The sequence below is a fragment of the Tardisphaera saccharovorans genome, from assembly GCF_046635845.1.
Taxonomy (GTDB): Archaea; Thermoproteota; Thermoprotei_A; order Marsarchaeales; family UBA168; genus UBA168.
On record NZ_JAQQXN010000002.1, the window covers coordinates 372,862 to 398,161 of the forward strand.

The window sequence follows — 25,300 nt, forward strand, 5'->3', positions numbered from 1 at the left end:
CTGCGTACCATGGGATCGGTGAACACGTCGTACTCATCCGTGCTCGTGGATGAGAACTCGGAAATTACGGCTCCCTCATCACCTGCCTGAAACCAGTGCTTGGTGTTGGGGGGTATTGTGTACTGCTGGGCGGGGAGAAGTACTATTTGATGCTTTGCGGTATAGTATTCTGGTCTCAAGGGAGGTCTTACGTCAGGTTGCTTTTCCTCTTCTCCCTCTACGAAAAGGTAAACCTTTCCCCAGCGGCATCTGAACGTCTCCTGCTTTCCTTGCCTGCCGTCTACCGGAGGATGCCTATGTTCTGGGCACGTTTGCCCTGGTAACATTATCAGCTCTTTTGCACAGTACCTATCATTGTTTACATATACAATCAGCTGCAAGCCTACCTGCTCCAAGTGGCCAAGCCCGAAATCAGCAACCTCCATGTTATTGATTTCTTCATTGGTTACAGCTATGCATGCCTTCTTCAATATGGCGAGGGCTTTTTCCTTCGCTTTCAAGCGCGTTGCGTCGTTATTCATAAGTAATATTCGCTATAACGTAAAAGGCATTTGGGCATGAACTTTACTTAGATGGGGCCGGGGAAGTGGAAGCTCCGTCCGTTAGGGCGGGCCAGCCCGTTATGGCGGCCGAGCTCTCTTTGTTGTGATTCACCTTTATAAGTCATGGCATGGGAAAGTTATGGGCTTAGTGTACTTGCCACTTCCTCAAGACATGGAACTCATGCGTAGGCCCTTTGGCGAGCTTTACGAAGGAAGCAAACTGGAAGACCTCCCCGATCGCTTGAGGAAGAGGGTGAGAGAGACCGTTCTCTGCAGCGTGGGAGATGTGGTTACCCGTTATCTACTGAAGAACGGCCTTTTCCCAAACGTGGCTGTGACCGACGGCAAGACGCTCCGGGGTAATGCGGGGCTAAGTAAAGCGGAAAGCGGTTATGAGGTCATCCAGGTGCATAATCCTCCTGGAACCGTTTCAGCCGAATCCCTTTCGGTTATTACCGCTATGTCGCAGAAGATAAATCCCTCGTGCAGGTTCTGGATAATGGTGGATGGTGAAGAAGACCTTTTAGCACTTCCCATAATAGCTCTTTTCCCTCCGTCAACCATAACGCTTTACGGGCAGCCAAAGAGAGGCGTCGTTTTGGTCACGGGTAACGCTAAAAAGGAAGAGGCGTTAAAGATATTGGAGAGGATGCAGGTCGCCAGAAGAGATTAGCTTGATTAGGGATTTTAGGAACAACCTCCTAGGTAGAAGAGAAGTGACCCTGACGTTTTCCACGCAGGGCCCCACTCCGAGCAGAAAACAGGTACTGTCTTTGATAGCTTCTGCTTTACACGCGCCAGAGGATAGGATCGTGATAAAGGAGATAAAGCAGGAGTACGGCGAAACGGTCGTCGTGGTAACCGCAAACGTTTACGACGACGCCGCGACTCTAAAGCGCGTCGAGTATCAGCACTACCTCAAGAGGCTTGAAGGTAAAAAAGAGGGGCAACAGGTCCCAGCAGGGCAGGCTCCGGCTCAGGAGGCGAAGTGAGTTGTCAGAAGTTCACAAGCTTTACGATTATTCTTATGAGACGGGAACCATAACACTTAAGAACAGGAAGTGCCCGCGTTGCGGATCTGTTATGGCCAAACACACGGTAGGAGGTGCGAGGTGGAGCTGCGGAAAGTGCGGCTATACGGAGTACGTAAAGGGATCCTGATTTGAGGTATTGGGTAGGGATTGAGAGCACCGCCCACACGTTCGGAGTTTCCATAGTTTCTGAGGAAGGGATGATATTAGCCGACGAAAGGGACGTGTACGTTCCGCCTGCTGGAGGGCTGCAGCCCAGGGAAGTTGCCAGGCATCACACGAACGTTGCGCCCGACGTGATAAAGAAGGCGTTTACCAAGGCTGGAATAGGTCCCTCTGATGTGACCGGGATAGGAATTTCTTACGGTCCCGGGCTTGGGCCTTGCCTTCGCGTGGGGGTGTCTGTTGCGAGGGCTCTCTCGTCCTATTACGGTTGGAGGCTTTTCGGCGTTAATCACACCGTTGGCCACGTTGAGATCTCAAGGCTTTTAAGCGGCTTCTCGGACCCATTGGCCGTTTACGTGTCAGGCGGAAATACCAATATCGTTGCCTGGAAAGACGGTCGGTACAGGATATTTGGAGAAACTCTTGACATAGCGGTGGGCAACCTACTTGACTCGTTTGCCCGTGAAGTGGGGCTGCAGCATCCGGGCGGGCCGAAGATCGAAAAGCTCGCGCTTGAAGGTGAGAAGCTTGGCCTAATAGAACTGCCCTACTCAGTAAAGGGGCAGGATGTATCGTTTTCTGGTCTTTTGACCGCGGCCATAAGGGTTTACAAGTCAGGGGAAAAGCTCGAAAGGGTAGCTTACTCTCTTCAGGAAACGGCTTTCGCCATGCTCGCGGAAGCGGCCGAGCGCGCTCTGGTGCACACGCGCAAAGATTCTGTTATCTCCGCGGGAGGAGTTGCAGCTAACTCGAGGCTAAATCAGATGCTTTCTCTTGTGGCTAAGGATCATGGCGTTCCATTCTTTGCCACTCCCATAAGGATGGCAGGCGATAACGGGGCTATGATTGCCGCTGTAGCCATGGAAATGGACATGGGAGGAGTTAGCCCAGAAGATCCGTCAAAGCTTTTGCCCACGCCGAAGTTGAGGATGAGTGATACTGACGTGTATTGGAGGGTCACGGGGCTAAAGCTGAAGGTGAAATAACGATGGCTGTCTTGGACTTTTTCGTTGAGGGGTCTCTTGTGGCTAAGGGGGCAGAGGCCGAGCTTTGGTCTGCTACCATGCTTGGCATGCCGGTGCTCATAAAGAGGAGAACAAGCAAGGCGTACAGGGACCCAGCTCTCGACTTCAAGCTTAGGGTAAACAGGACCTTTGAGGAAGGAAGGCTCATATCTAAGGCTTACATAGCAGGTGTCAGCGTTCCAGCTCCGCTTTTCATTGATCCCATAAATTTCATGATCGTTGAAAGTTACGTTAAGGGAGAACTTTTGAGAGATGTCGTGGAGCGTAAGGGGCTCATGCACAGCGTTGGCGTTGAAGTTGCCAAGATGCATGGTGCTGGAATAGTCCATGGCGACCTAACTACGTCGAACGTGTTGATAACTTCCGGGGATAAACCCGTCATTATAGACTTTGGCCTAGGGGCTTTTAGCTACGACGTTGAGGACTTGGGCGTCGACGTGCTATTGATGAAGAAATCGTTGGAGGCGAACGTACCGGCTAAGGCCATAGCCCTTTACGACGAGTTCATGGAAGGGTACAGAGAGGTGGCAGGCGCGGCTTCAGAAGAGGTCTACAAGAGGGCCGAGGAAATAGAGAGAAGAGGGAGGTATTTCCAAGAGAGGGCAATTGACCGATGAGGGTTTTGCTGGTAACGGGGAACCAATCGAAGGTGGCTGAGGTCAGAGATGCGCTTGAGCCCTACGGAGTGAACGTGGAGAAGGCTGACTTGCGTAAATTTGAAGTTCAGGGGGAAATAGAAGAGGTTTCTATGTTGGCGGCTCGCCTGGCCGCGATGGAGGCCTTAGAACCAGTCGTAGTTGATGACTCTGGGTTATACGTGGAAGCCCTGAAAGGTTTTCCGGGTCCCTATTCTTCTTACGTTTACTCCACTATAGGTAATGAGGGCCTCCTTTCGTTGCTTAACCACGATGACAACAGGGCTGCGGCGTTCAGGTGCGCCGTGAGCTACGTAGATCCAATCAACAGGGTGGAAAGGACTTTCTTAGGAGAGGTTATGGGTTACATAAGGCGCGAACCAGGTAAACCAGGTGGATTTGGTTTCGATCCCATATTTTCCCCCTTCGGTCCGAACGGCGTGCCCCTCTCCGAGATGTCCATCGAAGAAAAAAACGCTATATCGCACAGGGGCAAGGCGTTCAGAAAGCTTGGGGAATACCTTGCGGCAAGGCAGTAAGGTCTACCTGTGGGGTGGCCTTGGATGTCGAGCGGGGAGAAGATGATTGAGCTGGATGGCAGCCTCGGAGAGGGAGGAGGACAAATGCTGAGGACAGCGCTCGGCCTTTCGGCCGTCCTCGGAAAGCCTTTTTTTATGAAACACATAAGAGCTGGGCGCGCTAGAGCAGGCCTTCAGAATCAGCACCTCAAGGTAGTTGAGCTCATGCAAAAGCTTACTGATGCTAAGGTCGCTGGGAATGTCATAGGTTCCATGGAACTGACTTTTGTTCCATCAAGAAGGCCGCAGGGCTCGATTGCATTGGATACCGGTACAGCTGCGAGCCTAACGCTAATGATACAGCCGCTCTTAATAGCAACGTTGGCAGGCGGTGACTTGGCGATAGACCTCAAAGGAGGAACAGATGTGCCCATGGCTCCTACCTGCGATTACGCCAAAGCCGTTGAACTTGGAATTTTGGGCAAGTTTGGCCTCGTGGCATCGCTGGACATAGTTCGTAGGGGCTACTATCCAAGAGGCGGTGGGAGGTTACGCTTTTGGGCAAGGGGCTGGTCTCCACCTCCTATAAACGTGCGCAGGGCCCAGGAGATAAGGGAAGCGCGCGTAATCGCGGTTGCCTGTTCTTTGCCAAGACGTGTTGCTGAAAGGGAGGTGAACAGCGCTGCCCAAGTCATCGCAAGCGAGCTTGGCATCAATCCCGAGATCTCCATATCGCTGTGTTCTGATAGCGTGGGCACGACCGTTTTGGCGCTTGCTGATGCGGGGACGTCTTTTCTTGGCAGCGATTCCCTTGGCGAAAGGGGAAAACCAGCCGAAATAGTAGGTAAAGAGGCGGCGATGTCGCTAATCGCCGAAGTAAAGAGCGGGGCATCCGTTGACGTTCACATGGGTGACATGCTTTTGCCCTTTATTGCGCTTTCCGGTGGCTCCTTTACTGTGCGCGAGCAAACGCCTCATATGATTAGCAATGCTTACGTGATCAGACAGTTCACTGGGCGCGAGGTCAAGTTCGAAAGAGAGGGATCTCTTTGGAGAGTTTCAGCTTGAGATTCAGGGCGTTAGGAATGGTAACGCATATAACCCTTGACTTAAGGGTATCGTGAAAAGTTCAGTCGTAGTTGGTCTTCAGTGGGGAGACGAAGGCAAGGGCAAGGTGGTTGATCAGCTAGCACACCGGTATGACGCAATAGTAAGGTTTAACGGTGGAGGTAATGCTGGCCACACCGTCGTAGTGGGTAATGAGAAAAAGATCTTTCACGTGCTTCCCTCGGCCGCGCTCTGGAAGAAAAAGCTTTACATAGGAGCCGGCGTGGTCGTAGATCCCGAATCGCTGGCTCAGGAACTTTCTCAAAACCCTGTAAGCGTCATGGTTGACTATCGGTGTGGTCTCATAACGCCGTTCGAAAAATGGCTCGATAAAAGGCTTGAAGAGCTTCGGGGAGCTGGCGCCATAGGCACCACGGGGAGGGGTATAGGTCCCGCCTATGCTGATCGCATGTTAAGGGTGTCGCCGCGCGTTATGGACGTTGTTTACGGTAATCGCCACGACCTTTCGATCATGCGTATGCTGGTCGGGGACGGATGGGACGTGACGAATGAGTGGCTAGATATGAGCCGCAGGGTACTTTCGCCTATAGCTGGCGACGTTCCGGAGTCCCTGTCCTCCGTCTACGAGAAAGGTGGGTCGATACTTTTTGAGGGAGCACAGGGCGCATTGCTCGACATAACATACGGAACATATCCCTACGTTACCTCTTCAAACACGGTTGCGTCCTACGTTGGGGTTGGGGCAGGCTTTCCCGTGAGCAAAATTGACGAGGTAATAGGTGTGGCCAAACTCTACGTCACAAGGGTTGGCGCTGGTCCTTTTCCTACAGAGATCACGGGAGGGCTCTCAGAGAGGATGAGAAGCAAGGGCGGAGAATACGGTTCCACAACGGGAAGGCCCAGAAGGGTGGGTTGGCTGGACCTAGTGGCATTGAAGTACGCCGTATCCCTCAATGAACCAGGCAAGTTAAGGCTCGTGCTCACCAAGGCAGACGTTCTGACCGGCTTGGGAGACCTTAAAGCTGCTGTAGCCTACAGCGTGGATGGGAAGGAGAGTTCCAACTTCGTTGACGCAATGGTGGGCAAAAGCGTTAAACCAGTTTACGAGAGCTTTGATCCGATACCCGAGGTTGATTGGGGGTCTGTTACGAAAGGAGGATGGGACGTGGCGCCAAGGCAGCTACGCAAGTTCGTCGATTTCGTTCAGGATTACCTTAAGGTTGAAGTAGCGGAAGTTTCGGTCGGTCCACAGAGAGGGATGAACGTTGAGCTCAGGTGACGCCCTTTCTCCGGTTGATGGCAGGTATCGGGACGAGGTCGCTCCACTCAGGGAGCTCTTCTCCGAAAGGTCGCTTTTTCTTGAAAGGGCGCGCGTTGAGCTATTGTACCTCAGGAACTTGGTTATGAGCGGAGCATTGGGGCTGCAGCCCCAGGAGTTTGACCCGGAGGGTCTCATTAATAGCTTTCCCGATGAATGGTACGCGCAGGTTAAGGCCTTAGAGGAAAAACTGGGCCATGACGTGAAGGCCCTGGAGGTTTGGCTACGTGGTTTTCTCGAGAAGCGTGGTTACCAGCGCCTTGCACCGCTTGTTCATATAGGTCTAACCAGCGACGACACGAATAATTTGGCTTATGGTCTTCTTTTGAAAAAAGCTCTAGACGAGATGATTGCGCAATATGAAAGGCTTCTCGCCGAACTCCGCGCTCTAGCTGAAAGGCATGGTAAGGACGTCATGCTGGCTAGAACGCATGGAGTTCCTGCCGTGCCCACGACCTTTGGCAAGGAGATGGGCGTCTTTGCCTGGAGGTTAAACGAGAGGATTGAAGCATTGAAGGCGATAAAGCCTTACGGGAAGCTTGGAGGCGCCGTTGGAAACCACAACGCTCTGTGCTTCTTGAATGGGGATTTTGATTGGCTGGATTTCTCCGCGAAGTTCGTATCGTCTCTAGGGTTGAGATATGCACCTCTTACCAAGCAGGTGGTGCCACATGAGGCAACTTCCGATGCGTTGCATCAGATAATGTTGATAAACCAAATAATGGCTGAGCTGAGCCGGGACCTTTGGACATATAATATGTTGGGGCTAATATCTTTCATGAGAAAAGGTGTTAGCAGCTCGACCATGCCGCACAAGGTAAACCCCGTTGACCTTGAGGATGCTGAGGGGCAGTGTGATATATCTAACTCGCTACTTTCCCTTCTGGCCTATAGGTTAGTGAGTACAAGGCTCCAGAGAGACTTGTCGGATTCGCCCATAAGGCGTATGATGGGACAGGCACTGGCGCATTCGTATATAGCATGCGGCAGAGTGATCAGGGCTCTAGAATACATGAAGGTGAACTCAGAAGTAATGCTGAGCGAGGTGCGGGCGCACCCCGAGGTTCTATCGGAAGCCGTACAGGTAAGCCTGAGGGCAAGCGGGGACCCTTTGGGATATGAGGAAGTGCACGGTAACATATCAAACATGGAAGAGTTGAAGAAGAAAGTGAGAGGAGATCTGGGCAGGCGCCTGATGAATTTGACGCCCGAGAAATATGTCGGGATGGCTGAGAGGCTTGCCAAGCTGGCATCAGAAAAAAGCTCCTAGTTGCAAGCTTAAATGCGATTCCATGGGGCTTTGATCATGGAGATAGAAATCGACTTTGACTTCGAGAGCGAGAAATTGGCGCAGGCCGTATGCGTTGCGACGTCTCCCGATAATGTCAGCGTCCCAAAAGATCAAACCATCGAAGAATCGGTGAACGGAAGGACCCTCAAAGTGAGAGTGAGCGGTGAAGAAAGCGAATCGTTTCTTTATACAATCGAGGATGTCTTCGATAAAGTAGCCCTTTGCGAGAAGTGCGTGCTCTGCCTTCAGCCCTCCCGGAATTGAGGCGCATTGCTTATTAAGGTACGGCCTTATTTGAGCGGAAGTTGTCTCAGGTAAAAGTTAAGGAAAAACACTGGTACAGCATATATGCGCCCCCCACGCTGGGAAACAAGGAGATAGGAAAAGCGCTTGCCGTTTCTCCGGAGGACCTCATGAACCGCACGGTAGAGGTAACACTTTATGAGCTGACGGGCGACATAGAGCAGGCGCACGTCCACATAAAGCTTCAGGTTAAGAGGGTTCAGGGTGGGGTTGGATATACCGAGTTCAAGGGTCACCACTTCTCCAGAGATTACCTTGGCGGCAGGATCAGGCGTAGGTACAGCAAGGTTGAGGCCATATTCGACGTTTCTACGAAAGATGGTGCGTCTATGCAGCTCCAGGCAGTCGCTATAACAGCAACTCCTGCCTCTAGGGCACAGCGTCATGACATAAGGATGAAGATGATCAAGACCGCGCAAGAAGCGGCTGCGAGCGCCAACTTCTACGACTTCGTGCAAGATATGCTGACGGGAAAGCTGGCACAGCTCATGCAGAAAGACGCGAAAAAGGTCTTTCCAATAGCATTCTTAGATGTTGCTAAATCAAAGGTGAAGGCCATGGGTGAAAAACCCGTTGAGGCCGCGCCCGCTGCTTCAGAACAAGTTCAGAGTTAATGGCGTGCCCGTTGATTGGGAGCCGATACGTGGGCTAACCTCAATCGGGGCTTCACTTGGAAGCAAGGGTTCGAAAGTACTTGTCACGGGTAGCAGGGTAACTGCTGACCTCGTGCTTGCGGGTTCTTTGGTGGCCGGCTCATATCCGTTTTATTGGAATGTGGATTCTCCGGAGCTAGCATCATTTACCTGCAAGCTTATGGGATTTGACTCTTGCGCGTTTTGCTCAAGTAACTCAATTGATGTGATGGTTAGCGGGAAGGCTCCTGGGCCGTCGTTCTTTGGTTCCTTGAAGGAAGCTGATCTTTCATCGCTTGACTGGAGGGAGGTTTCCCAGGTAGGTGAGATAAGCGCTGACCTCAAGCCCTATCTCGACGCGTTTAGGGACGCCTTTCAGGGCATAACCCTCATGGGAATCGAAAAGAGCATCCTTGTTGAAGCTAACAACGATCAGACGAAGCTTATCGCGGAGGCCTTTGAAGAGCTCGGAGGAAGGATGCCAGCGGTGCTGATAAAGTCGAGCTATAAGGCCGACCTTACTTACCGTGATCGCTATGTTTGGCCCTTTAGCGAAGAAGACCTGTGGTCTCGGGCGGTCTCTTTGGCGCTGCAGCTAGGAGGTAAGCTAGCAGTTCCCCTTGACGCGCCAAGCGTGCTGGAAGAGGTGATGGACAGGAACGGCGAAAAACTCGTAAGAGTTGGAATAACTGAGTACGATTTGTCCTCGTCTGATAACGGCTTTGACATAGGAGTGAGCTCTCATGGTTACTGGGTCAGACCGAAGCTGCATAGGTGGAAGGACGCAGCAGTAGCCTCGGTAGCATACGCGATCCCCATGAAGCACCCAATTTCCTTGCCTCCCTCTTATTCAGTTGAGGTTAACGGAACACCTAACATGGCTGCTCTGGGTTGGACTTTGCATGAGGGATGGGGTTGGAAGGCCGGTGTCGGCGATGTTGATGGTCATCGGGTGACCGTGGTTCAGGAAGTGGGAAAGGTAATAGTGAGGGCTGAGGGAAGAGATGTAGCCCAAGCTAGGGAGATCGACGAGAAGGTCGCCAAGATCATTGGTGGTCATTCGCCTTGAAGGCTGGAGTACTGGCAGGAGGCATGGGGAAGAGGCTTAGACCGTTGACCGACGTGGTTCCCAAGCCGCTAGTGTTCGTAGGAGGAGCGGTTATGATAGATCACTGCATGAGCGCTCTGAGAGCCGTAGGCATATCAGACGTGGTCGTTGTGGTATCGCCTTACACCGAAAGCGCGGTGAGGCAGCACCTAGCTGAAGAGGGAATTGAGGTAAGGTTCGCAAGGCAAGACGCGCCGCTTGGTACAGGGGACGCCGTATCAAAGCTTTATCCTTCAAACGATGATGTTTTGATAATCTCATCTGACGTGACTGTTGAGCCGCGTTCTTTGAGCGCTCTCATAGAGTATCACAAGAGGTTCAGGCCAGTCGCAACAATATTGGGCATCAGGGTACGTGATCCTCGGCGTTATGGCGCCCTATTGATCGAAGGAGAAAGGCTGAAGGGAATCGTTGAGAAGCCGCTAGTTCCCGTAAGTAACGTGATAAATTCTGGTATCTACGTCATTTCGGAGGAGGGCCTAAAGGCTACGAAGGACCTGCCGACCAGCCCGAGGGGTGAGAAGGAGATCACAGACGCTTTCAACTTAATGGTAAACCAGGGAAAGGAAGTGCGCGTGATAACGGATGAGGGGTCATGGTGGCATGATGTAGGGGACTTCGTTTCGCTTATTCGTGCTAATGAGTTTTATCTTGAGAGAGGCACAGGAGCGTCTTACGTTGGCTTTGGAGAAAAGAGGGTCACGGAGGAGGGTGGCGTGATAATCGGCCCCAGTTACGCGCCAGCTGGAGCAAAGATAAGGGGTTCGGTAGGTCCTTATACCTCGGTCGACGGCGGCTCGATAGTGGAGAGAGGGGCTTCTGTTGATCACTCGATATTAATGAAGGGTTCTCGCGTTTTCTCGGGTCGCCGTCTATCTTACTCCGTACTGGCGCCCGGCGCGGTTGCCTCCAGAGATGTCTTTGGCAGCGAAGACGCCCCGTTGCTCATACCAGCTGGCGGTAACACTGCCGCTTGAGTACCTGCTTATCACTTGATGTGCGATATACGTGGGTTGTCCCATATATGGGCACTTCTAGGCTTGCTAGTACCTTGCCTTTACTTCCGAAAAGCGCGGGAAGCGGTAGCGATAGAGCTGCTCTAGGTACTGGGCAAGCTCTGACCTTTTACCTCGCGATAAGGTTAAATAGCCTGCTGACCTTTTACTCGAAGTGTCATCAACCGCGGTTTGGAATGGCATACACTTCGACATGAACACGGTAATACCGTGGTGGGTCATAGGCGTTTACGTTTTGATCATTGTTTTTCTTCTTCTCTATGGCTGGCGCAAACACCTTTTGTCCTCTTACAGGACCGTTGATTACGTTTACATGGGCTTACTAGCAGCGCTGCTCGTGATTTGGAACTTCTTCATATCCCCCTTGATACCTAAGGTATCGGCGGTTACTTCGTGGTTTTACTACCCCTTAATAGGTGAGGTAATAATACTGTTGCTGGCGGCTTCCCTGATAGGAAAACCAGGAACCGTTATGGTTACCATGTTCATATATACACTTCTTTCTGATATATTCCACTATGGGTTTGGAGGTGAGCCGTTCTGGTTCATATACGAGATAATCGCTTACGCCGCAATGTTTGACCTATATCTCCTTCTGAGGGGAAAGTACTTCGGGACGAACAACCAAGCCCTCGGCAAAAAAGAGGTTAAAACCGAGCAAGGAGAGATTAGAACCGAAGAGAGAGTGATAACGATACCGGGCCTTTTTGTGGTGGATTCCGTCATAGGAGGTATCATAGTCGCCATAGCTTACCCGCTTTTCTATCATGGCTTCTTTGCGACGTTTGTCGAGGGATACAGCTACACAACGAACTACGTGCTGACCAATACCCTGGTGAGCCTAGCTGGCGGCGTTATAATGGGGCTGATCGCAGCGCCCTTCGTAGTGTACATAAGAAAGGTAATAACCGGAGTATACTGATTTTTTTAACTTGGTTGCCAGTTCTGAGGTAGGATACCCTCTCTCTTGTAGTATTTCATCAAGCGTCTTATCTTAGAATCTGTCCTAACCAATCCCTTCTTGGAGTCGTTGTCCTTAGGATGTTGTTCAAGGTGGTTTTGAATCCTTTGCTTCTTGCTAATAAGGTTTGCGAGGTCTTCTGGCACGACCTCCTTTTCCCCCTCCTCTTTAAGGGCTCCTGTTAGTGATTTCCCGAGTATCCTCTTCACGGAGGGAATTCCCTCTTCGTCGCGCAACTTCTGCCCAATGAGCGCCTTGCTTAATCCCTGCTTACGCATAGAAACGATCTTTTCCTTGAGCTCTTCCGGTGTCACCGGGTTTCCTTCCACTAGCTGGAGCTGTCCCAGTGGCCTCTTAGATTGGGATTTTCCTTTTCTATGGTTCTTTTTCAATGTGCATGTTTCTAAGCAGTTCTCTTTTAACCCTTTCGTTCTCCTGATTATGCTGCCCTTTGAAAGGCCAATCTTTTAAATCAAAACCAGTTGTTAGCGGATTGCAGGAGCTACTCGATGCCGTTGACGAAGCCAAGAGCGTTAAGGTGATATCGGGACGCTCACTGGATGCGGTCATCGCCTCAGCTATCGTATTTGATTACTTGGCTTCTAGCGGGCTTATCGCTTCTATGCAGGTAATGGATGGCATGCCCGGCGCGGACAACGATGCGGACCTCATGGTTTACGTGGGCACGGGATATCCTTCGGTAGGGATCAAGGGAAAAGCGATTTTCATAGACTATGCGCTTAAGGGATCGCTTCCAGATGCATATATTCAAGTTGATGGTAGCATTTCTCGCGCGATTTTCCAAGGTATTGGCTACGGGATAAGAGAGGTTGCCGAGGTAGGCGAGCTTGATCCATTTTTAACAATACCTCGTGTTGCTCTACCCGACGAGCTGTTCGCTGTCGATGCTTACACGCTCTCTTGTCCTCCCTTACCTGGTGTAATCAACGCAAAGGAACAGCTCATAGATAAGTCATCAAACAGGGAACTGTTGATGCAAGCCATTGAGGAGCTGGTTCACGAGATGGGCTTTTCGTTGGAGTTTTCTTCGGGTGCCGGCAGAAAGGTGTTTTCTGAGGCTAACGTGGTAACGCGGGAGCTGTTCAAGAAACAGGGTGAATCGGCCGCGGTGGCATTTCTGGTCGAAAGGGGCGTTCAGCTGAAATATGAGCCGGATAACTTACTGCTTGAGACTCTAAAGCAGTTCTTCAATCGCTCGGATAACTGGCTGACAGTGAACGCGAACATAGGAAACCTTTTGCTTTTGCCCTCAGGGTTACCGCTTACTTATGCGATACCTCCGGCGATTCCCGTAATAGCGTCCTTTGGAGGGTTAAAACTGCCGGTCTTTATCATCGAGCCCATTTCGGATGATAAGTCGGTGGTTTGGGGAGTGGGGAAGGATTTTGAGCTTGATTTTATGCTCTCGCTGATCAATAAGTACAATGGAGTCGGGCTGGTTTCAGGAAGGAAGTTTTGGGCGGAATTTCCTCATGGATCCATAGAGATTGCGAACCTTTTAGAAGGGCAATGAGTAGCCCTTTCTCCATACCTAAGGATCGCTTGCGGGCCTACGTGAGCTATGCAACAGAGGTCAGATTCCACAATCAAATCTTCGCTGGAGAAAAGCGGTGACTAAAAAATAGAGGTATCTCCCCCGGCATAAAACGGATTTGCTAACGTTTTTAAGGGATGCTCTAAACAAAGGTAGACATGAATCATGCCATAGAGGTAAGAGACCTCTCAGTTTGGTATAACATCTCTGGAGAACCTGCCCTTAAGAACGTCAGCCTTACAATCGATGAGGGGGAATTTGTTCTTCTTGTTGGGCGTACGGGTTCAGGCAAGTCGACACTGTTAAATTCTATAAATGGGGTAATCCCAAACATAATCAATGCCAAGCTTTCGGGTGCCGTCAAGATTTATGGGCGCGATACAAGATCGATGCAGCTCAAGGACTTGAGTACGCTTATAGGAACGGTCTATCAAACGCCCGAAGATCAGATATTTTCCTTAGTTGTGGAAGACGATGTGGCATTTGGTCCCGAAAACTTGGCCTTACCCCCCGAGGAGATCAGAAAAAGGGTTGAGGATTCTCTTAAACTTGTGGGATTGGGTGACAGGAAAAAATTTCCGACTTTTCTCCTTTCTGGCGGACAGAAGCAGAGGCTTGTAATTGCTGATGCTTTGGCCATGAGGCCGAAAATACTCATACTTGATGAACCAACAAGTATGCTTGACTCACTTGGAACGGCAGAGGTATTCTCTACGCTGAAGAAGCTAAGGGACGAGTACGGTATGACTATACTCATGTCGGAGCATAAGGTTGAGAGGGTCCTAGGCTTAGTTGATAGGTTGATACTCATTTATGATAAGACCGTGGAGATAGACAGGCCTATTCGCGAAGCGCTAATGGAGGACTTGAGAAAATATGGTATTGAGGAGCCCCAGGTATCTTACCTCTACAAGCAGATAGGCGGTACCAACAAGGCCCCATTGACCATCGAGGAGTTCATAGAGTACGAAAAAGAGTTCTCGGCCTTTTCGAGAGGAAAGTCGGCCGCGATAACGGAACTCCAGCCAAGCATCGAAGACCCTGTGATAGAGCTCGACGACGTTTGGTTTGCGTACGAGCGGTCAAAGGAATGGGTGCTTAAGGGAATGAACTTTACGGTCAGAAAGGGAGAGTTTGTGTCACTGGTTGGACCTAATGGGTCTGGTAAGACAACGGTCCTAAGGCTCATTGCCGGGCTTCAGAGGCCTTCTAGAGGAGAGGTAAGAGTGCTTGGAAGGCCCACGGCAAAGATGAGCAGAAAGGAATTATCTTCGGCCGTGGGATATGTCTTTCAGGACCCTGATCAGATGCTTTTCAACACCACGGTTCTCAGCGAGGTTGAGTTCACTCCAAAGCTGATGGGCCTTGACTCGCAGGTAGTTAGGAAGAAGGCACTGGGCATACTGGAAGAATTTGGCTTAATAAACTACAAAGATGAAAACCCCCACAGGTTAAGCGTGGGTCAGCGGAGGCTTCTGTCTTTGGCTTCGGTTTTAATAAATGAGCCAAAGGTCCTTTTACTTGACGAACCTACTAGGGCCCTCGACTGGGAAACTGGGGAGAATGTGCTGAATTTCATAAAGCACTTGGTTAGGGAAAGGGGAATAGGCGTGGTAGCTGTGTCGCATAACATGAAGCAGGCGGCTGATCACAGCGACAGGGTCGTGGCGCTTTACTCGGGTATCGTGGCGGCGGAGGGAACGGCAAGGGACGTTTTTGAGCGCTCGGTGGATAATCCCTCTTGGTCGATCGTTCCACCTCAGGTGTTTCAGCTATCCATGGCTCTTTCCATGAAACCTCCAGCTGTCAAAATGGATGAAATCATGCCCATAATAAATGAATATAAGATGCGGGTCAGCGCCAAGAGCGCCACCTCGGGGTTGAGGGAACGTTGAAAAACTCTGGGCTCGCGGAAATGGATATTAGCGTGAGTCAGCATATGGAGGAGTGCGAGTCGAAAACCTATAGTGCTAGCCTAATTTGCGCTTGCTGGTGGAGGCCGGGTTGACTTGAACGTTATTCTTCTTTGGATAACATCCATACTGATAATAACAATGGGTCCTGTGCTTACGGTCTACCTTATATGGAAGATAATCGGCTTTAGGGGATATATGTCACTTTTTCAGTTCATCGAGGGAAAATCCTTTCTTTATCGCGTTGACCCTAGAGTAAAGATCCTAATGGCGATAGTGATAACTACTGTCGCCGCCTTTACCATATGGTGGATATCTGCCATTTTCCTTGCCGTCATGCTCGTGCTTTACATCTTTACGGTTAATCCTGCATCAAAATACCGCATAGTGCTGCCATTAACCTTGGCTACTTTCTTGGGAACGGCTTGGACTGAGGCGCTCTTTACAAACCCGTCATTGCTTACTGAGCTTTTTGGACTGGACGTGTTCATATTGCCGTTTCCTCCGCAATTTCAGGTCATAGGGGCTTATGGGCTTTCAGAGCAGGGCTTCTTCTACGGGCTTCAGATTGCTTTCAGGGCTTCGGCAGCTGTAGCCAGCGGATTTCTGCTTGTTTTTACGAGTTCACCAGCGGATATCTTGCGTTCGCTTGAAAAGTCAAAAGTACCGGTAGAGCTTGGCTTCGCACTTGTCGTTGCCGTAATTGCCATTCCCAAGATATTGGAAAGCGCTATGACCATAATGGATGCGATGAGAGTGAGGGGGTTTGATTTTGGACCTGCTCAAAGCCGTAATGCAAAGGCAGTGTTCAGCAAGTTCTTCCAGCAAATAAGGGCCGTTCTCATGGCGACAGCTTCCATAATAATATGGACATTGAAAAGCGCTGAAAACATAGCCATATCAGCGGATCTCAGGGGATTTCGCGCGAACAAAGTCAGGACCTACTATCATGAAGTGGCTTTCCACAGAATAGATTGGATAGCCATGGCGATCCTGATAGCCGTGTTTGCGGTAGGTGTCTACTTGTCAGGGATAGGATATGGTCCTCTTGCTTACAATCCGTGACGTGTTTATAGTTCTGTAATTGATTTTTCTTTGAATTTAATGGGTGAAGCATGTCAAATACTACCCGGCTTACGATTCAGTTTCGAGTGCAGTTGGACTTGCGGTAACGTGCTAACAGATAGTACCGTTAAACGCCCCCAAATAAACTATAACTTGTCTAGCGTTGGTAGCGCGTATGGGAGTCAGGTTTGTGCGTGCTTTTTATCGTTAACCATTTAGCCATAAAGGACGGCGCTTCACATCGCTTGGCAACCGCAGGGGACGTTCGCCTTGCCGCCCGCACGCGCGAGCGCCTTCATGGTGAGAGGGCGCACCGACAACGGGCCTCTCTACGGTTAAGCGTATTGCTTTCTTAATTAAGGGCCATTATTTCCTTAAGCGACTTAAACCTGTAAACCCGTTCAAGTTAAAATCAGATGTTCTTTTTCGAAGATACGTAATCCTTCTTTTTCCAAGCCTCTCTCTTTCTGAATCCGTCTTTTTTGGCCTTGTTTTCCAAGCCCCGGCTCTTTCTGCCAGATGGCGTCAGTCCTCTGAACACCCTGCCCTTTTGGGAAGGATTTGCAATCCAGTTGAGTTCTTTATCAGACAATATGGCGGGGTTGTGGGGGTCGACCATGACAACTTCAAACCATTTGTGTTTTCCGTCCTCCCCAACAAAGTAACTTCCCAAGACTTCCATCCCCGGGAAATGTTCAGCTGCCCTTCTTTCAGCTATGGTCTGAGCGCTTATATTATACTTTATGAGTTTTACACCCATGTTTTTCGGGCGCCTTCCTGCCCTCGGCCTGGGTACAAAGAAACCCCCTTTTTTAGCTACAGAGCGGACAACTATCACTCCGGGTTTCGCCTTATAGCCGAGCTCTCTGGCGCGATCTAGCCTTGTAGGCCTTTCAAGCTTAACAACATTTGGTCCTTTTCTCCAATCAACCAGCTTCTGCTTGTAGAAGTCGATGAGGTCTCCTTTGATCTCTCTCCTGAACGTCTCTGACCTTAGCTCTGCTATGCTAGCCATAATGAACATAAAAAAATAGCTATAAGCTTATGGTTTTTTCGTGCCCCGGTCGGATGGTTTTATAACTAGTAGCTACGAGTTAAGTGTCTTTGGCTCATCGCGGGTCAGCAGCTCCCTCTTGATTATATCACATGCCATAGCTACTGCTCTGGTTTCCGCTTCTTCTGTGCTTCCCGCTACATGAGGTGTAACTATTACCCTGGGATCTAGCAGAAGCGCTTTCTCGCTATCCGTTAGCGGTGGCTCATGCGGAAGCACGTCGAGCGCTGCTCCAGCTACTATGCCATCGTGTAGACCTTTCAATAGGGCCTCAACGGATACAACCTCACCTCTCGAGGCATTAATTATTCTTGCCCCACGTTTCAGGATAGCAAGGTTTTCCACATTAAACATGTCTTTTGTTTCCTGGGTTAGTGGAACATTATAACTGATGAAATCTGACGTGGCCAGTAATTTCTCGTATGAAGTTCCTTCCGCGTTTGAGTCGACGCGCTTGTATTTGTCATAAGCTATTACCTTCATATCAAGTGCCCGCGCGTGCTTTGCAAGCTCGCTTCCTGTGCAGCCGTAACCCACTATCCCAAGCGTCTTACCGCATAGTTCAACTCCAACGCACTCTGCCTTCGGCCAAACCCCGCTTTTTACTCTATGCGAGCATGCAGGTATGTTCCTAGCCAGCGCCAGCATAAGACCTATTATGTGCTCTGCTACCGACGTTGCAGATGAGCCTGGGGTGTTGAACACCTTAAGTCCTAGTTTTTCAGCAGTTGCTACGTCAACATTGTCTAAACCGGCTCCTAGTCTAATGACCAGCGAGCCGGGCTTTAGCCGGGCAAGAAACGAGCTATCAGCTTTTATGTTGCTTCTTATGAGGATTGCATTGAAGTCGTTCAGTTTGGCAGGAATCACGTCCTCGGCGAGTATTGGTTCTAAACCGCTTTTCTTTAAGAGCTCGAGCGATCCTTTGGGCACTTTGCAAGCGACCAATACCCTGTTATTTGTTAGCACGATTAAGGTCATATGATCGCATATAAGCATAGTTGATCAAATATGTCAAAGTACCTACCTTTCATCTTTATCGCGAGAAGTCCCTTGATTGGGGTAAGAAGATAAAAACCATAAAGCTGGTACGTAGTTGTTTTGGGGTTGTTCCCTTAAAGCCGAAGCTAGGCTGGCAGTGCAGAGAAAGATATCGCCTCTGAACAGGGAAAGTAGGAACAACCTCAACGCAGTGCTGGAGCTGCACACCCGCGCGGTAAAGTTCTTTTATTCCTTCCGCGTGACCGACGGGAAAGTTCTGCAGGACCTGGTGCATTACGAAGGCCAAGGATGGGTTTTCGCTGCCTTAAGTACTAACTAACCGAGATCATAAGGGGCAAGCCAAAGCGGTTCCTTATGCCCGTTAACCATTCTAACGGTTACGGGAAATTGAAGCGCGCGCTTTACGGCTTTCCCAGATGTGGCGCGAGGGCCATGCTCGGCCTTTCTTCCCTCCCTTCTGCCGAGCTTTGCGGAAGGGAGTTGACGTGCCCCAGCTGCGGTTTAACTTACAACCGCGCCCTCAGCTTGGCTCAGCTCGGCCCGTGCCTTAACGAAGCGCACGGCCGCGCTGCGCAAGCATGAAAAGATGAAGGCGCGCCGCGCTGCCCGAATCCTTAAGCCCTGCCCGCAAGGATGGGATAGTATACTTAGAGGGGACGGATTCTTCTTAGCGTGCAGTTTGTTGGGAACTAACCACCCTTTTAAGTTGCTGCATGAGAGGTTTATGCTAGTAGGCGTCGTGGGCAAGACAAACGTGGGAAAATCCACTTTTTTTAAAGCTGCAACGCTTATCCCCGTTGCCATTGATGACGTCCCGTTCACGACTATTAAGCCAAACAGAGGGATAGCGGCCGTTAGGACACCTTGCGTGTGTAGAGACTTAGGGGTGAAGGACGAGCCCAGAAACTCCAAGTGCATTGATGGTAATCGCTTTGTGCCAGTGGAAATGCTTGATGTTGCAGGCTTGGTTAAGGGTGCTTGGAAAGGCAGGGGCCTAGGCAATCAGTTTCTTGACGATCTGAGGCAGGCTGATGCCCTTATACACGTGGTTGACGCCGCTGGGAGCACAGACGAAGACGGAAACAGGGTACCGCCAGGCAGTAGAGACCCACTTGAAGATGTGAAAGAAATAGAGGAGGAAATAACCCGTTGGATAACCAGCATATTGAAGAGAGATTGGGAAAAGAGCGTGCGGACATCAGAAACCGTGCGCGGTGATCCCCTGGTAGTTTTATCTGAGAAGCTGGCTGGGCTCTCCGTTTCACGTGGTGAAGTAGCGGCGGCTTTGGAAAAAACGGGTCTGATGGGCACGCGTTTATCGTCGTGGAGAGAGGAAGAGCTCAACGCTTTTGCCTCTGCGATATACGCTCTCAAGCCCAAGGTCATAGCTGCAAACAAGGCAGACATGAAGGAAGCGGAAGCCAACATAGAATCTATGCGTAAGTCGCTTCCAATTCCCGTTATACCAACGATCGCTGAAGCCGAGGTCGCCCTAAGGCTGGCTGCGGACAGGGGTCTGATAGAATATTTGCCGGGAGATCCGACATTTAAGATCAAGACGGGGGCTCAGCTGACTTCAGCGCAAGAAGACGCATTAAAGAGAATCCAGCAAATGCTTGAAAAGTGGGGAAGTACTGGTGTGCAACAGGCCATAAATGAAGTAGTCCTTAACCAGTACGGCGCCATAGTTGTGTATCCAGTTGAAGACGCGAACAAGTATTCTGATTCAAAGGGGAGGGTCCTTCCGGATGCGTACTTGGTTCGCTCGGGAACTACTCCAAAGGAGTTTGCCTACAAGATACATACGGATCTCGGTGAAGGATATCTTTACGCTGTGGATGCCGTAACGAAGCAAAGGCTTCCTGAAGACAAACCACTTAAGAACAGAGTTGTAATTAAAATCGTATCGTCGAAGTGAGGATTAGCGAATATTAGATATAAGGCGATAAGTTTAAATGCACTACTAAGACTTACACTAGAGCAAAAATGAGAGCTGAGTTTGCGGCCAAGATGTTTGGTTTGATGTTCATGCTTGGCGCGCTGCTCTTCGTTATAGGGTATGCCGTAGGCGTTTATGTGCTCGGAGCCTCACCAATTGCCGCCATAAGCGGGGCTCTCGTATTCGCTTTCATTATTAACTTCATAAGTTACTACTTCAGCGGAAGCATGGTGCTCAGGGCTTCCCGTGCCAAGATCGTGAGCGAAAGCGAAGCACCAAGGGTTCACAGGATAGTGTCCGAACTGGCCCAGAGGGCTGGCATACCTAAGCCTAAGGTGGCCATAGTTGATTCTCCGCAACCCAATGCCTTTGCAACGGGTAGAAACGAGAAGAATGCTGTCATAGCTGTTACTACGGGGCTGCTCACTACAATGAACGATAACGAGCTCATGGGGGTGCTGGGCCACGAGACGGGGCACATAATCCACCATGACATTCTGATAGCGACGGTAGCGGCCTCTATTGCCACTGCCATATCTTACTTAGGCTACATCGTTGAGTTCGCCTTACTGTTTGGAGGCTTTGGAGGTAGCGCGAGAAGAGAGGGTGAGGCATTCGGATTGCTTGGCGCAACTTTGTTGGCGCCCATAGGGGCCCTATTCATACAGATGGCCTTGTCGAGAAGTAGGGAGTACTACGCTGATGAAGCAAGCGCAAGGTTGACGGGAAGGCCTGACTACCTAATAAGCGCTCTCACGAAAATAGAGGCTTACATAAGGGCGGGAGCCCCCATGAAGGCAAATCCCTCTACGTCGAGCCTTTGGATAGCTAATCCCTTTAGGGGCGGACTTAGCGGCCTGCTGTCGACGCATCCTTCGACACCAGATCGCATCGCGAGGCTGAAGAAGATAGCCAAGGAAATGGGCATATATCTCGAGTGATTTTTCAAATTTTAGTTATACGCTCCACACCGTTGATAGTTCTTTGTAATGAAAATACGGATTTTTTTAGGATTGCTATACCAGTAACCTCTCCAACAACTTCAATTAAAAACACGCATGAAGGGTTTTTTAGGTCTACGCGCTGTGATGATAGAGATGCTACCTCGCTTACGACTCTGTCCCCCTCTAGGCTCGAGTCCCTCTTCACGACCGTCACGCGAAATGACTCGCATTTTGAAAGCTCGTTTTCGAGCTCCCTAGCGGCTTTAGTTATCTCGTCCAGATTTGTGCTCACGACCTTTTCTATTGGGACTATTTTCGTGACGTACCTGAAGTTCCAAGGGTTTTCGAGCGCCTCCTCCTTAGCCCTTTCAACCACTATGAACGGGTCAAGCGATGTAAAGGCTTCTAGTAATCCCGAAAATCTGGTCTTGGATATGCGCGGAGCGTTGTCTCCTAGATCTGATAAAAAGTAGGCAAGCTCGGACCTTGCCATCGATTCCTTTCCCCTAGGACACGAGACCAGCAGGTTGAAGGACATACGTAAATCCGGCCATTGCTTAAAAGCTGAGCTCTACAGTCAAGCGTGAAGCATATAAGGGAAAGGTGTAAGAGAATTGGGCCCGTAGCTCAGCATGGTTAGAGCGCCGGACTCATAATCCGGTGGCCCGGAGTTCAAGTCTCCGCGGGCCCAGCAATGGATTCTCGTTCTTAAGTGGGCTAAGTGCTACCCAAAGTATAGTGACAAGTTTTGAAAAATACCGCTTTCGCGGAGGGAACTAATCGCTTCTCGTAAAAGGTTCCTAAAAGGAAAGTCATAAAATTTTTCGATTGACATCAGGAGCGCACATTTATGAAAAAGTTTTTGCGACTTTGCGCCTACAGGCTATAAGGGTCATACTGAAGGCGCCGCTAATTGCTTTGATGGTTTTGGCTTTTTAATAGCTTTCTGGCGCCTAGGCGCGGAACCCCTAGTTGCGGCGACGCAACCCTATTCTGGCATACGCTTAGTGAGGCAACTAGTGAAAGCACGTTGGTATATCCAGAGGCTACCTTGCTGCCCTTGGCCATGGAGCTGGTTAACGCTGTTATCACTTCCATTTACGAGCGCTCTGATCGCTTTTGTGTGGGGCATTTAACGGTCGGGCGTTTTTGAACGCGACGTTTCCCTTCGCTGTGGCTAACGTTAATTAGTACGTTAGCACTTTGCTAGGCCATTCGGTCGCGGTTCCAGGGCATTCATTATAAGCGCGACGATCACCGTCGATCAAGGCTCTGGTTCAAGCAATTTCGGCTTACCGATAACCGTGATGTCATTGACCTATTTTGTGGCCACTGGCAAGGAGCAGCCATAAATATCCGTTGGTCCGTCGAACGACCGCAGAGCTGAGTGCGACGAATTTCGGAACTTATCCGGCAAGTGTGTAACCTTTACGATGCTGATGAAAGCATGGATTTTTTAATTTCAGCTAAGGATAACCGGCAAAATCTATGAGGCTACGCCTGTGACAAGGTCTTCCAAAGGCTTTTATGCCGATGTCGTGTTAAGTTTACCCTCTCGTGTGGACGCTTGGTATGCATGGCATATCCGACCGAAACCTGGATCGGATCTAGCTGATAGATAATCCCTGGGTGGGCTGAACTTAAAACTTATGGCTGATGAGATATCCGGAGGTCAAAACCTGGTCGCCCTTGTTAGGGTTAAGCCTGGAGCGGAAGATAGGGCCGCCAAAGAGCTCAGCGACCTTTTCGCCAAGTTCAAAGTAGGGGCTGAAGTTCGCGAAAGCGGCATCGGAGGTAACCTTTTCGTGTTCTCTTCTGCTCCGAAGGGATATATTGCCGCGGTGCTGGCCCGGGCAAAGCTCGCTTATTCTCGGACCATATTGTTGGTTGATGCCACGAGCAGAGCCGACGCCGAATCCATAATCAAGGCCGCTTCAAGGGTTCTGGCTGATTACCTTATGAAGAAGAAAATCGGCAGCTTCAGGGTGAAGGCTCGGATACGCGGCTCAACGATAGAAGAAAAGGAAATCGAGGTGGTCGTGGGCAAAGCCCTAAAGGAAAGCACAGGCCTTGTAGTGGATTTAGAGAATCCAGATGCTACGATTTACGTCAGCATCGTGGGAGAGATAGCGGCTATCACGGTGGCTTGACTAGCTACATCGGCAATCCCCTCAATATTTGCACCGAATTATAACGGCATAATAAGACTTTTATCCTCGTCCCTGATTAGTTTGAGAAATGTCTTCTGATAGGTTGGCAGAACTTATCGGTTGGTTTGCACCTTTTAGCTCGGTTCTGGTCGCATTTTCTGGAGGGGTTGATAGTTCCGTTGTCGCATATGCCGCGCATGAAGCGAAAGGAGACCGTTCATTAGCGGTTACGTTTGATTCCCCCCTTCTTCCTCCAGGAGAGATCCAAGACGCTACCTTAGTAGCGAGAACGATAGGAATCAGGCATGAGATCATTAAATCTGACGTTCCCGACGTAGTACTAGCCAATGACCGTTATCGTTGTTATTATTGCAAGAAAGGAGAAATGGGTTATCTGGTTAATCTTGTCAAGGATAGGGGTTTTGGTGTGGTTGTTGACGGGACAAATGCAAGCGACCTCAATGGAGGTTGGAGGCCAGGGGCGAAGGCGCTATCCGAGGTGGGCGTCAGAAGCCCCTTGGCGGAACTGGGAATAAGGAAGGATGAGGTGAGGTCCATAGCGAAGGAAGTGGGCCTTCCTAATTTCAGCAAGCCATCAATGGCATGCCTAGCTTCTCGCTTTCCGTATGGACACAGAATAACCCTCAACGAATTGAAGAAGGTTGGTGTCGCTGAATTATACATAAGGCAACTCGGCTTCAAGGTTGTGCGCGTTCGCGACTTTGGAAACGTTGCTAGAATAGAGGTAGGAAGGGAGGAAATCCCCATGCTCTTTACCAATGGTAATTCGGATAGGATATACTCGCGCCTAAGGCAACTCGGCTTCGATTACGTCGATGTCGATATAATGGGTTACAGAACAGGGTCCATGGATGAGCCATACGCGGCCGTTGAAAGCAATGCTTCGAACGAGGGCTAGCTCATAGCTCACGTTTTTCGTTGTATGACGAGAGGCTTGCCAGCCTTCTGAGCATCCATCTTTTATCGGGATCGTCTAACCTCGCTTGCTTGGCAACCTCTTCGAGCTCGCGGATCGCGGCATCGTAGGTTTTCCTGTCCACAGGATAAGGAACTCCATCCTTTCCTCCTACGGCAAATGAGAACTTAATGGGATCGCGCCACGAGGGCTCCTCGCCGTATATCAGCTGAGATAGGAGCGAAAGCGCCCTTACGGTAGCTGGGCCGGCGCCCGGAACCAGCAGGAGCTCTTCGTAAGTCGCTGGAGGATTCTCGTACATGGACTTTACAGCCTTCCAATTGACCTTTTTCGGAAACTCAACTTCTTTGGGCAAGCGTGCAAGGCCCTTGTTTCCACAGCTTGCGAAAATATCAAGCGTTGTGCGCTTAGAGGACTCTAAGACGGCCATCAACCTTTCGGTCTTCTCTTGAACAAGCTCAATTGAGGCCTTGCGAGCGCCATCTGATTTGGGGTCTACCATGTTTAGCACGACGTCCTTTTTGAGGCCGATCACGACCTCGGGAGGGTTGTTGACGAATCTGCTAGTTTCAATCCAGTGATACCTTCTCGCAGTCCTGTCTTCAGGGTTCATGCCCTGTTGTATGAGGGTCCAATTACTTTTTTCATCAATGAAAATCGCTTGATGATAAAGCTGATAACCGGCCTGTACAGCTGATGTGTCAACCCTTGCGGCAAGCCTACTTGCCCTTTTGAGTTCGTTAGCCTTCGAGTCCTTAATGATGCCGGCGTCAGCCATAACGTCAATCTCATCAAGGATAAGTTTCATCATATCTCCCTTTCCACCCAGAACCATAACTCCGTGCGAGCTGATGCTTAGCACCTCACGTAAAACTCCCGTGAGAACGGTAGTAATACCTGAGCTGTGCCAATCGTAGCCAAGAGCCGAGCCAAGCGCCTGAAACCAAAGTGGGTCTGCAAGTCTCTCAAGCAGCACCCTCGTGCCGTACTCCTGTACCATGATGGTAGCGATTGCCGATGACATCCTTTTCATGCGTTCGACTAGGTATGATGGAGCTTTCCCATCGTGGAGAGGAAGGGTGGCTATGGCTACGTTTTCCATGAATATCAAGCATTTATCGTTTTTAA

General features: G+C 50.2%; 27 protein-coding genes, 1 tRNA gene and 1 pseudogene. 23 read left to right on the forward strand and 6 right to left on the reverse strand.

What is annotated here, in order from left to right; all coding sequences use genetic code 11:
- Window positions 1–5: 5 nt before the first annotated feature.
- A pseudogene (locus PRZ02_RS05415) lies at window positions 6–521 on the reverse strand (D-lyxose/D-mannose family sugar isomerase); the annotation flags it as partial.
- A 160-nt stretch (window positions 522–681) separates the two neighbouring features.
- Between PRZ02_RS05415 and PRZ02_RS05420 the strand changes: the two are divergent.
- The 14 genes from PRZ02_RS05420 (at window position 682) to PRZ02_RS05485 (ending at window position 11,574) form a co-directional block, all read left to right on the forward strand.
- Complete coding sequence (locus tag PRZ02_RS05420; protein WP_449464807.1) at window positions 682–1,215, forward strand: GTP-dependent dephospho-CoA kinase family protein; 534 nt, start codon at window positions 682–684, stop codon at window positions 1,213–1,215.
- 1 nt (window position 1,216) lies between these two features.
- The gene (locus tag PRZ02_RS05425) at window positions 1,217–1,534 is read left to right on the forward strand and encodes a 30S ribosomal protein S24e (RefSeq protein WP_449464808.1); all 318 of its coding nucleotides are present in this window, start codon (window positions 1,217–1,219) and stop codon (window positions 1,532–1,534) included.
- Between the two features lies 1 nt (window position 1,535).
- On the forward strand, window positions 1,536–1,703 hold the full coding sequence (locus PRZ02_RS05430) for a 30S ribosomal protein S27ae (RefSeq protein ID WP_449464809.1): 168 nt from the start codon (window positions 1,536–1,538) through the stop codon (window positions 1,701–1,703).
- Between the two features lies 1 nt (window position 1,704).
- Entirely contained in the window at window positions 1,705–2,724 is a 1,020-nt protein-coding gene (kae1, locus tag PRZ02_RS05435; RefSeq protein WP_449464810.1) for a KEOPS complex N(6)-L-threonylcarbamoyladenine synthase Kae1, read from the forward strand.
- A gap of 2 nt (window positions 2,725–2,726) precedes the next feature.
- Entirely contained in the window at window positions 2,727–3,380 is a 654-nt protein-coding gene (locus PRZ02_RS05440) for a Kae1-associated kinase Bud32 (RefSeq protein ID WP_449464811.1), read from the forward strand.
- Window positions 3,377–3,937 (forward strand): RdgB/HAM1 family non-canonical purine NTP pyrophosphatase, encoded by a 561-nt coding sequence (rdgB, locus tag PRZ02_RS05445; RefSeq protein ID WP_449464812.1) that lies wholly within the window; start codon window positions 3,377–3,379, stop codon window positions 3,935–3,937. The genes PRZ02_RS05440 and rdgB overlap by 4 nt, the downstream gene beginning before the upstream one ends.
- A 24-nt stretch (window positions 3,938–3,961) precedes the next feature.
- Window positions 3,962–4,984, forward strand: coding sequence for an RNA 3'-terminal phosphate cyclase (gene rtcA / locus PRZ02_RS05450; RefSeq protein WP_449464813.1), 1,023 nt, complete (start codon window positions 3,962–3,964; stop codon window positions 4,982–4,984).
- Window positions 4,985–5,036: 52 nt separating this feature from the next.
- Window positions 5,037–6,263 carry an adenylosuccinate synthetase gene (locus PRZ02_RS05455; protein ID WP_449464814.1) on the forward strand — a complete coding sequence of 409 codons (1,227 nt, stop codon included), beginning with the start codon at window positions 5,037–5,039 and terminating at the stop codon, window positions 6,261–6,263.
- The gene (locus PRZ02_RS05460) at window positions 6,250–7,572 is read left to right on the forward strand and encodes a lyase family protein (protein ID WP_449464815.1); all 1,323 of its coding nucleotides are present in this window, start codon (window positions 6,250–6,252) and stop codon (window positions 7,570–7,572) included. Before PRZ02_RS05455 ends, PRZ02_RS05460 begins: the two co-directional genes overlap by 14 nt.
- Before the next feature lie 36 nt (window positions 7,573–7,608).
- Window positions 7,609–7,857, forward strand: a complete 249-nt coding sequence (locus tag PRZ02_RS05465; protein WP_449464816.1) for a KEOPS complex subunit Pcc1 — start codon at window positions 7,609–7,611, stop codon at window positions 7,855–7,857.
- 41 nt (window positions 7,858–7,898) lie between these two features.
- A complete protein-coding gene (locus tag PRZ02_RS05470) occupies window positions 7,899–8,510 on the forward strand; it encodes a 30S ribosomal protein S3ae (RefSeq protein WP_449464817.1) in 612 nt (203 codons plus the stop codon).
- Window positions 8,458–9,597: a hypothetical protein gene (locus tag PRZ02_RS05475; RefSeq protein WP_449464818.1), complete on the forward strand. Its 1,140-nt coding sequence runs from the start codon at window positions 8,458–8,460 to the stop codon at window positions 9,595–9,597. Before PRZ02_RS05470 ends, PRZ02_RS05475 begins: the two co-directional genes overlap by 53 nt.
- On the forward strand, window positions 9,594–10,613 hold the full coding sequence (locus PRZ02_RS05480; protein WP_449464819.1) for a sugar phosphate nucleotidyltransferase: 1,020 nt from the start codon (window positions 9,594–9,596) through the stop codon (window positions 10,611–10,613). Before PRZ02_RS05475 ends, PRZ02_RS05480 begins: the two co-directional genes overlap by 4 nt.
- Window positions 10,614–10,806: 193 nt before the next feature.
- The gene (locus PRZ02_RS05485; RefSeq protein WP_449464820.1) at window positions 10,807–11,574 is read left to right on the forward strand and encodes a hypothetical protein; all 768 of its coding nucleotides are present in this window, start codon (window positions 10,807–10,809) and stop codon (window positions 11,572–11,574) included.
- A 5-nt stretch (window positions 11,575–11,579) separates the two neighbouring features.
- Here the strand turns inward: PRZ02_RS05485 and PRZ02_RS05490 are convergent, their stop codons facing one another.
- Window positions 11,580–12,005 carry a 30S ribosomal protein S15 gene (locus PRZ02_RS05490; protein WP_449464821.1) on the reverse strand — a complete coding sequence of 142 codons (426 nt, stop codon included), beginning with the start codon at window positions 12,003–12,005 and terminating at the stop codon, window positions 11,580–11,582.
- A 101-nt stretch (window positions 12,006–12,106) separates the two neighbouring features.
- Between PRZ02_RS05490 and PRZ02_RS05495 the strand changes: the two genes are divergently transcribed.
- From PRZ02_RS05495 to PRZ02_RS05505, 3 genes are all read left to right on the forward strand, one after another.
- Window positions 12,107–13,147 carry a hypothetical protein gene (locus tag PRZ02_RS05495; RefSeq protein WP_449464822.1) on the forward strand — a complete coding sequence of 347 codons (1,041 nt, stop codon included), beginning with the start codon at window positions 12,107–12,109 and terminating at the stop codon, window positions 13,145–13,147.
- 179 nt (window positions 13,148–13,326) lie between these two features.
- Window positions 13,327–15,063, forward strand: a complete 1,737-nt coding sequence (locus tag PRZ02_RS05500) for an ABC transporter ATP-binding protein (RefSeq protein WP_449464823.1) — start codon at window positions 13,327–13,329, stop codon at window positions 15,061–15,063.
- Between the two features lie 114 nt (window positions 15,064–15,177).
- The gene (locus tag PRZ02_RS05505; RefSeq protein ID WP_449464824.1) at window positions 15,178–16,146 is read left to right on the forward strand and encodes an energy-coupling factor transporter transmembrane component T family protein; all 969 of its coding nucleotides are present in this window, start codon (window positions 15,178–15,180) and stop codon (window positions 16,144–16,146) included.
- Window positions 16,147–16,558: 412 nt separating this feature from the next.
- On the opposite strand, the gene PRZ02_RS05510 is transcribed toward PRZ02_RS05505, so the two are convergent.
- Both PRZ02_RS05510 and PRZ02_RS05515 read right to left on the reverse strand, forming a co-directional pair.
- Window positions 16,559–17,161: a 50S ribosomal protein L15e gene (locus PRZ02_RS05510; RefSeq protein ID WP_449464825.1), complete on the reverse strand. Its 603-nt coding sequence runs from the start codon at window positions 17,159–17,161 to the stop codon at window positions 16,559–16,561.
- Between the two features lie 72 nt (window positions 17,162–17,233).
- Window positions 17,234–18,169, reverse strand: coding sequence for an NAD(P)-dependent oxidoreductase (locus tag PRZ02_RS05515; protein WP_449464826.1), 936 nt, complete (start codon window positions 18,167–18,169; stop codon window positions 17,234–17,236).
- A gap of 127 nt (window positions 18,170–18,296) precedes the next feature.
- Here PRZ02_RS05515 and PRZ02_RS05520 point away from each other — a divergent pair, with 127 nt between their 5' ends.
- The 3 genes from PRZ02_RS05520 to PRZ02_RS05530 all read left to right on the forward strand — a co-directional run bounded on the left by PRZ02_RS05520 (window position 18,297) and on the right by PRZ02_RS05530 (window position 21,082).
- Window positions 18,297–18,521: a hypothetical protein gene (locus tag PRZ02_RS05520; protein WP_449464827.1), complete on the forward strand. Its 225-nt coding sequence runs from the start codon at window positions 18,297–18,299 to the stop codon at window positions 18,519–18,521.
- A gap of 405 nt (window positions 18,522–18,926) precedes the next feature.
- The gene (locus tag PRZ02_RS05525; protein WP_449464828.1) at window positions 18,927–20,120 is read left to right on the forward strand and encodes a redox-regulated ATPase YchF; all 1,194 of its coding nucleotides are present in this window, start codon (window positions 18,927–18,929) and stop codon (window positions 20,118–20,120) included.
- A gap of 68 nt (window positions 20,121–20,188) precedes the next feature.
- Entirely contained in the window at window positions 20,189–21,082 is an 894-nt protein-coding gene (locus PRZ02_RS05530) for a zinc metalloprotease HtpX (RefSeq protein WP_449464829.1), read from the forward strand.
- 4 nt (window positions 21,083–21,086) lie between these two features.
- Here PRZ02_RS05530 and PRZ02_RS05535 read toward each other — a convergent pair whose 3' ends face one another.
- Window positions 21,087–21,623 carry a THUMP domain-containing protein gene (locus PRZ02_RS05535; protein WP_449464830.1) on the reverse strand — a complete coding sequence of 179 codons (537 nt, stop codon included), beginning with the start codon at window positions 21,621–21,623 and terminating at the stop codon, window positions 21,087–21,089.
- Between the two features lie 78 nt (window positions 21,624–21,701).
- On the opposite strand from PRZ02_RS05535, the gene PRZ02_RS05540 reads away from it, so the two are divergent.
- The 3 genes from PRZ02_RS05540 (at window position 21,702) to larE (ending at window position 24,154) form a co-directional block, all read left to right on the forward strand.
- A tRNA-Met gene (locus tag PRZ02_RS05540) sits at window positions 21,702–21,776 on the forward strand.
- A gap of 958 nt (window positions 21,777–22,734) precedes the next feature.
- A complete protein-coding gene (locus PRZ02_RS05545) occupies window positions 22,735–23,235 on the forward strand; it encodes a THUMP domain-containing protein (RefSeq protein ID WP_449464831.1) in 501 nt (166 codons plus the stop codon).
- 88 nt (window positions 23,236–23,323) lie between these two features.
- Window positions 23,324–24,154: an ATP-dependent sacrificial sulfur transferase LarE gene (larE, locus tag PRZ02_RS05550; RefSeq protein WP_449464832.1), complete on the forward strand. Its 831-nt coding sequence runs from the start codon at window positions 23,324–23,326 to the stop codon at window positions 24,152–24,154.
- Window position 24,155: 1 nt separating this feature from the next.
- On the opposite strand, the gene PRZ02_RS05555 is transcribed toward larE, so the two are convergent.
- Window positions 24,156–25,274, reverse strand: a complete 1,119-nt coding sequence (locus tag PRZ02_RS05555) for a DUF763 domain-containing protein (protein WP_449464833.1) — start codon at window positions 25,272–25,274, stop codon at window positions 24,156–24,158.
- Window positions 25,275–25,300 lie beyond the last annotated feature (26 nt).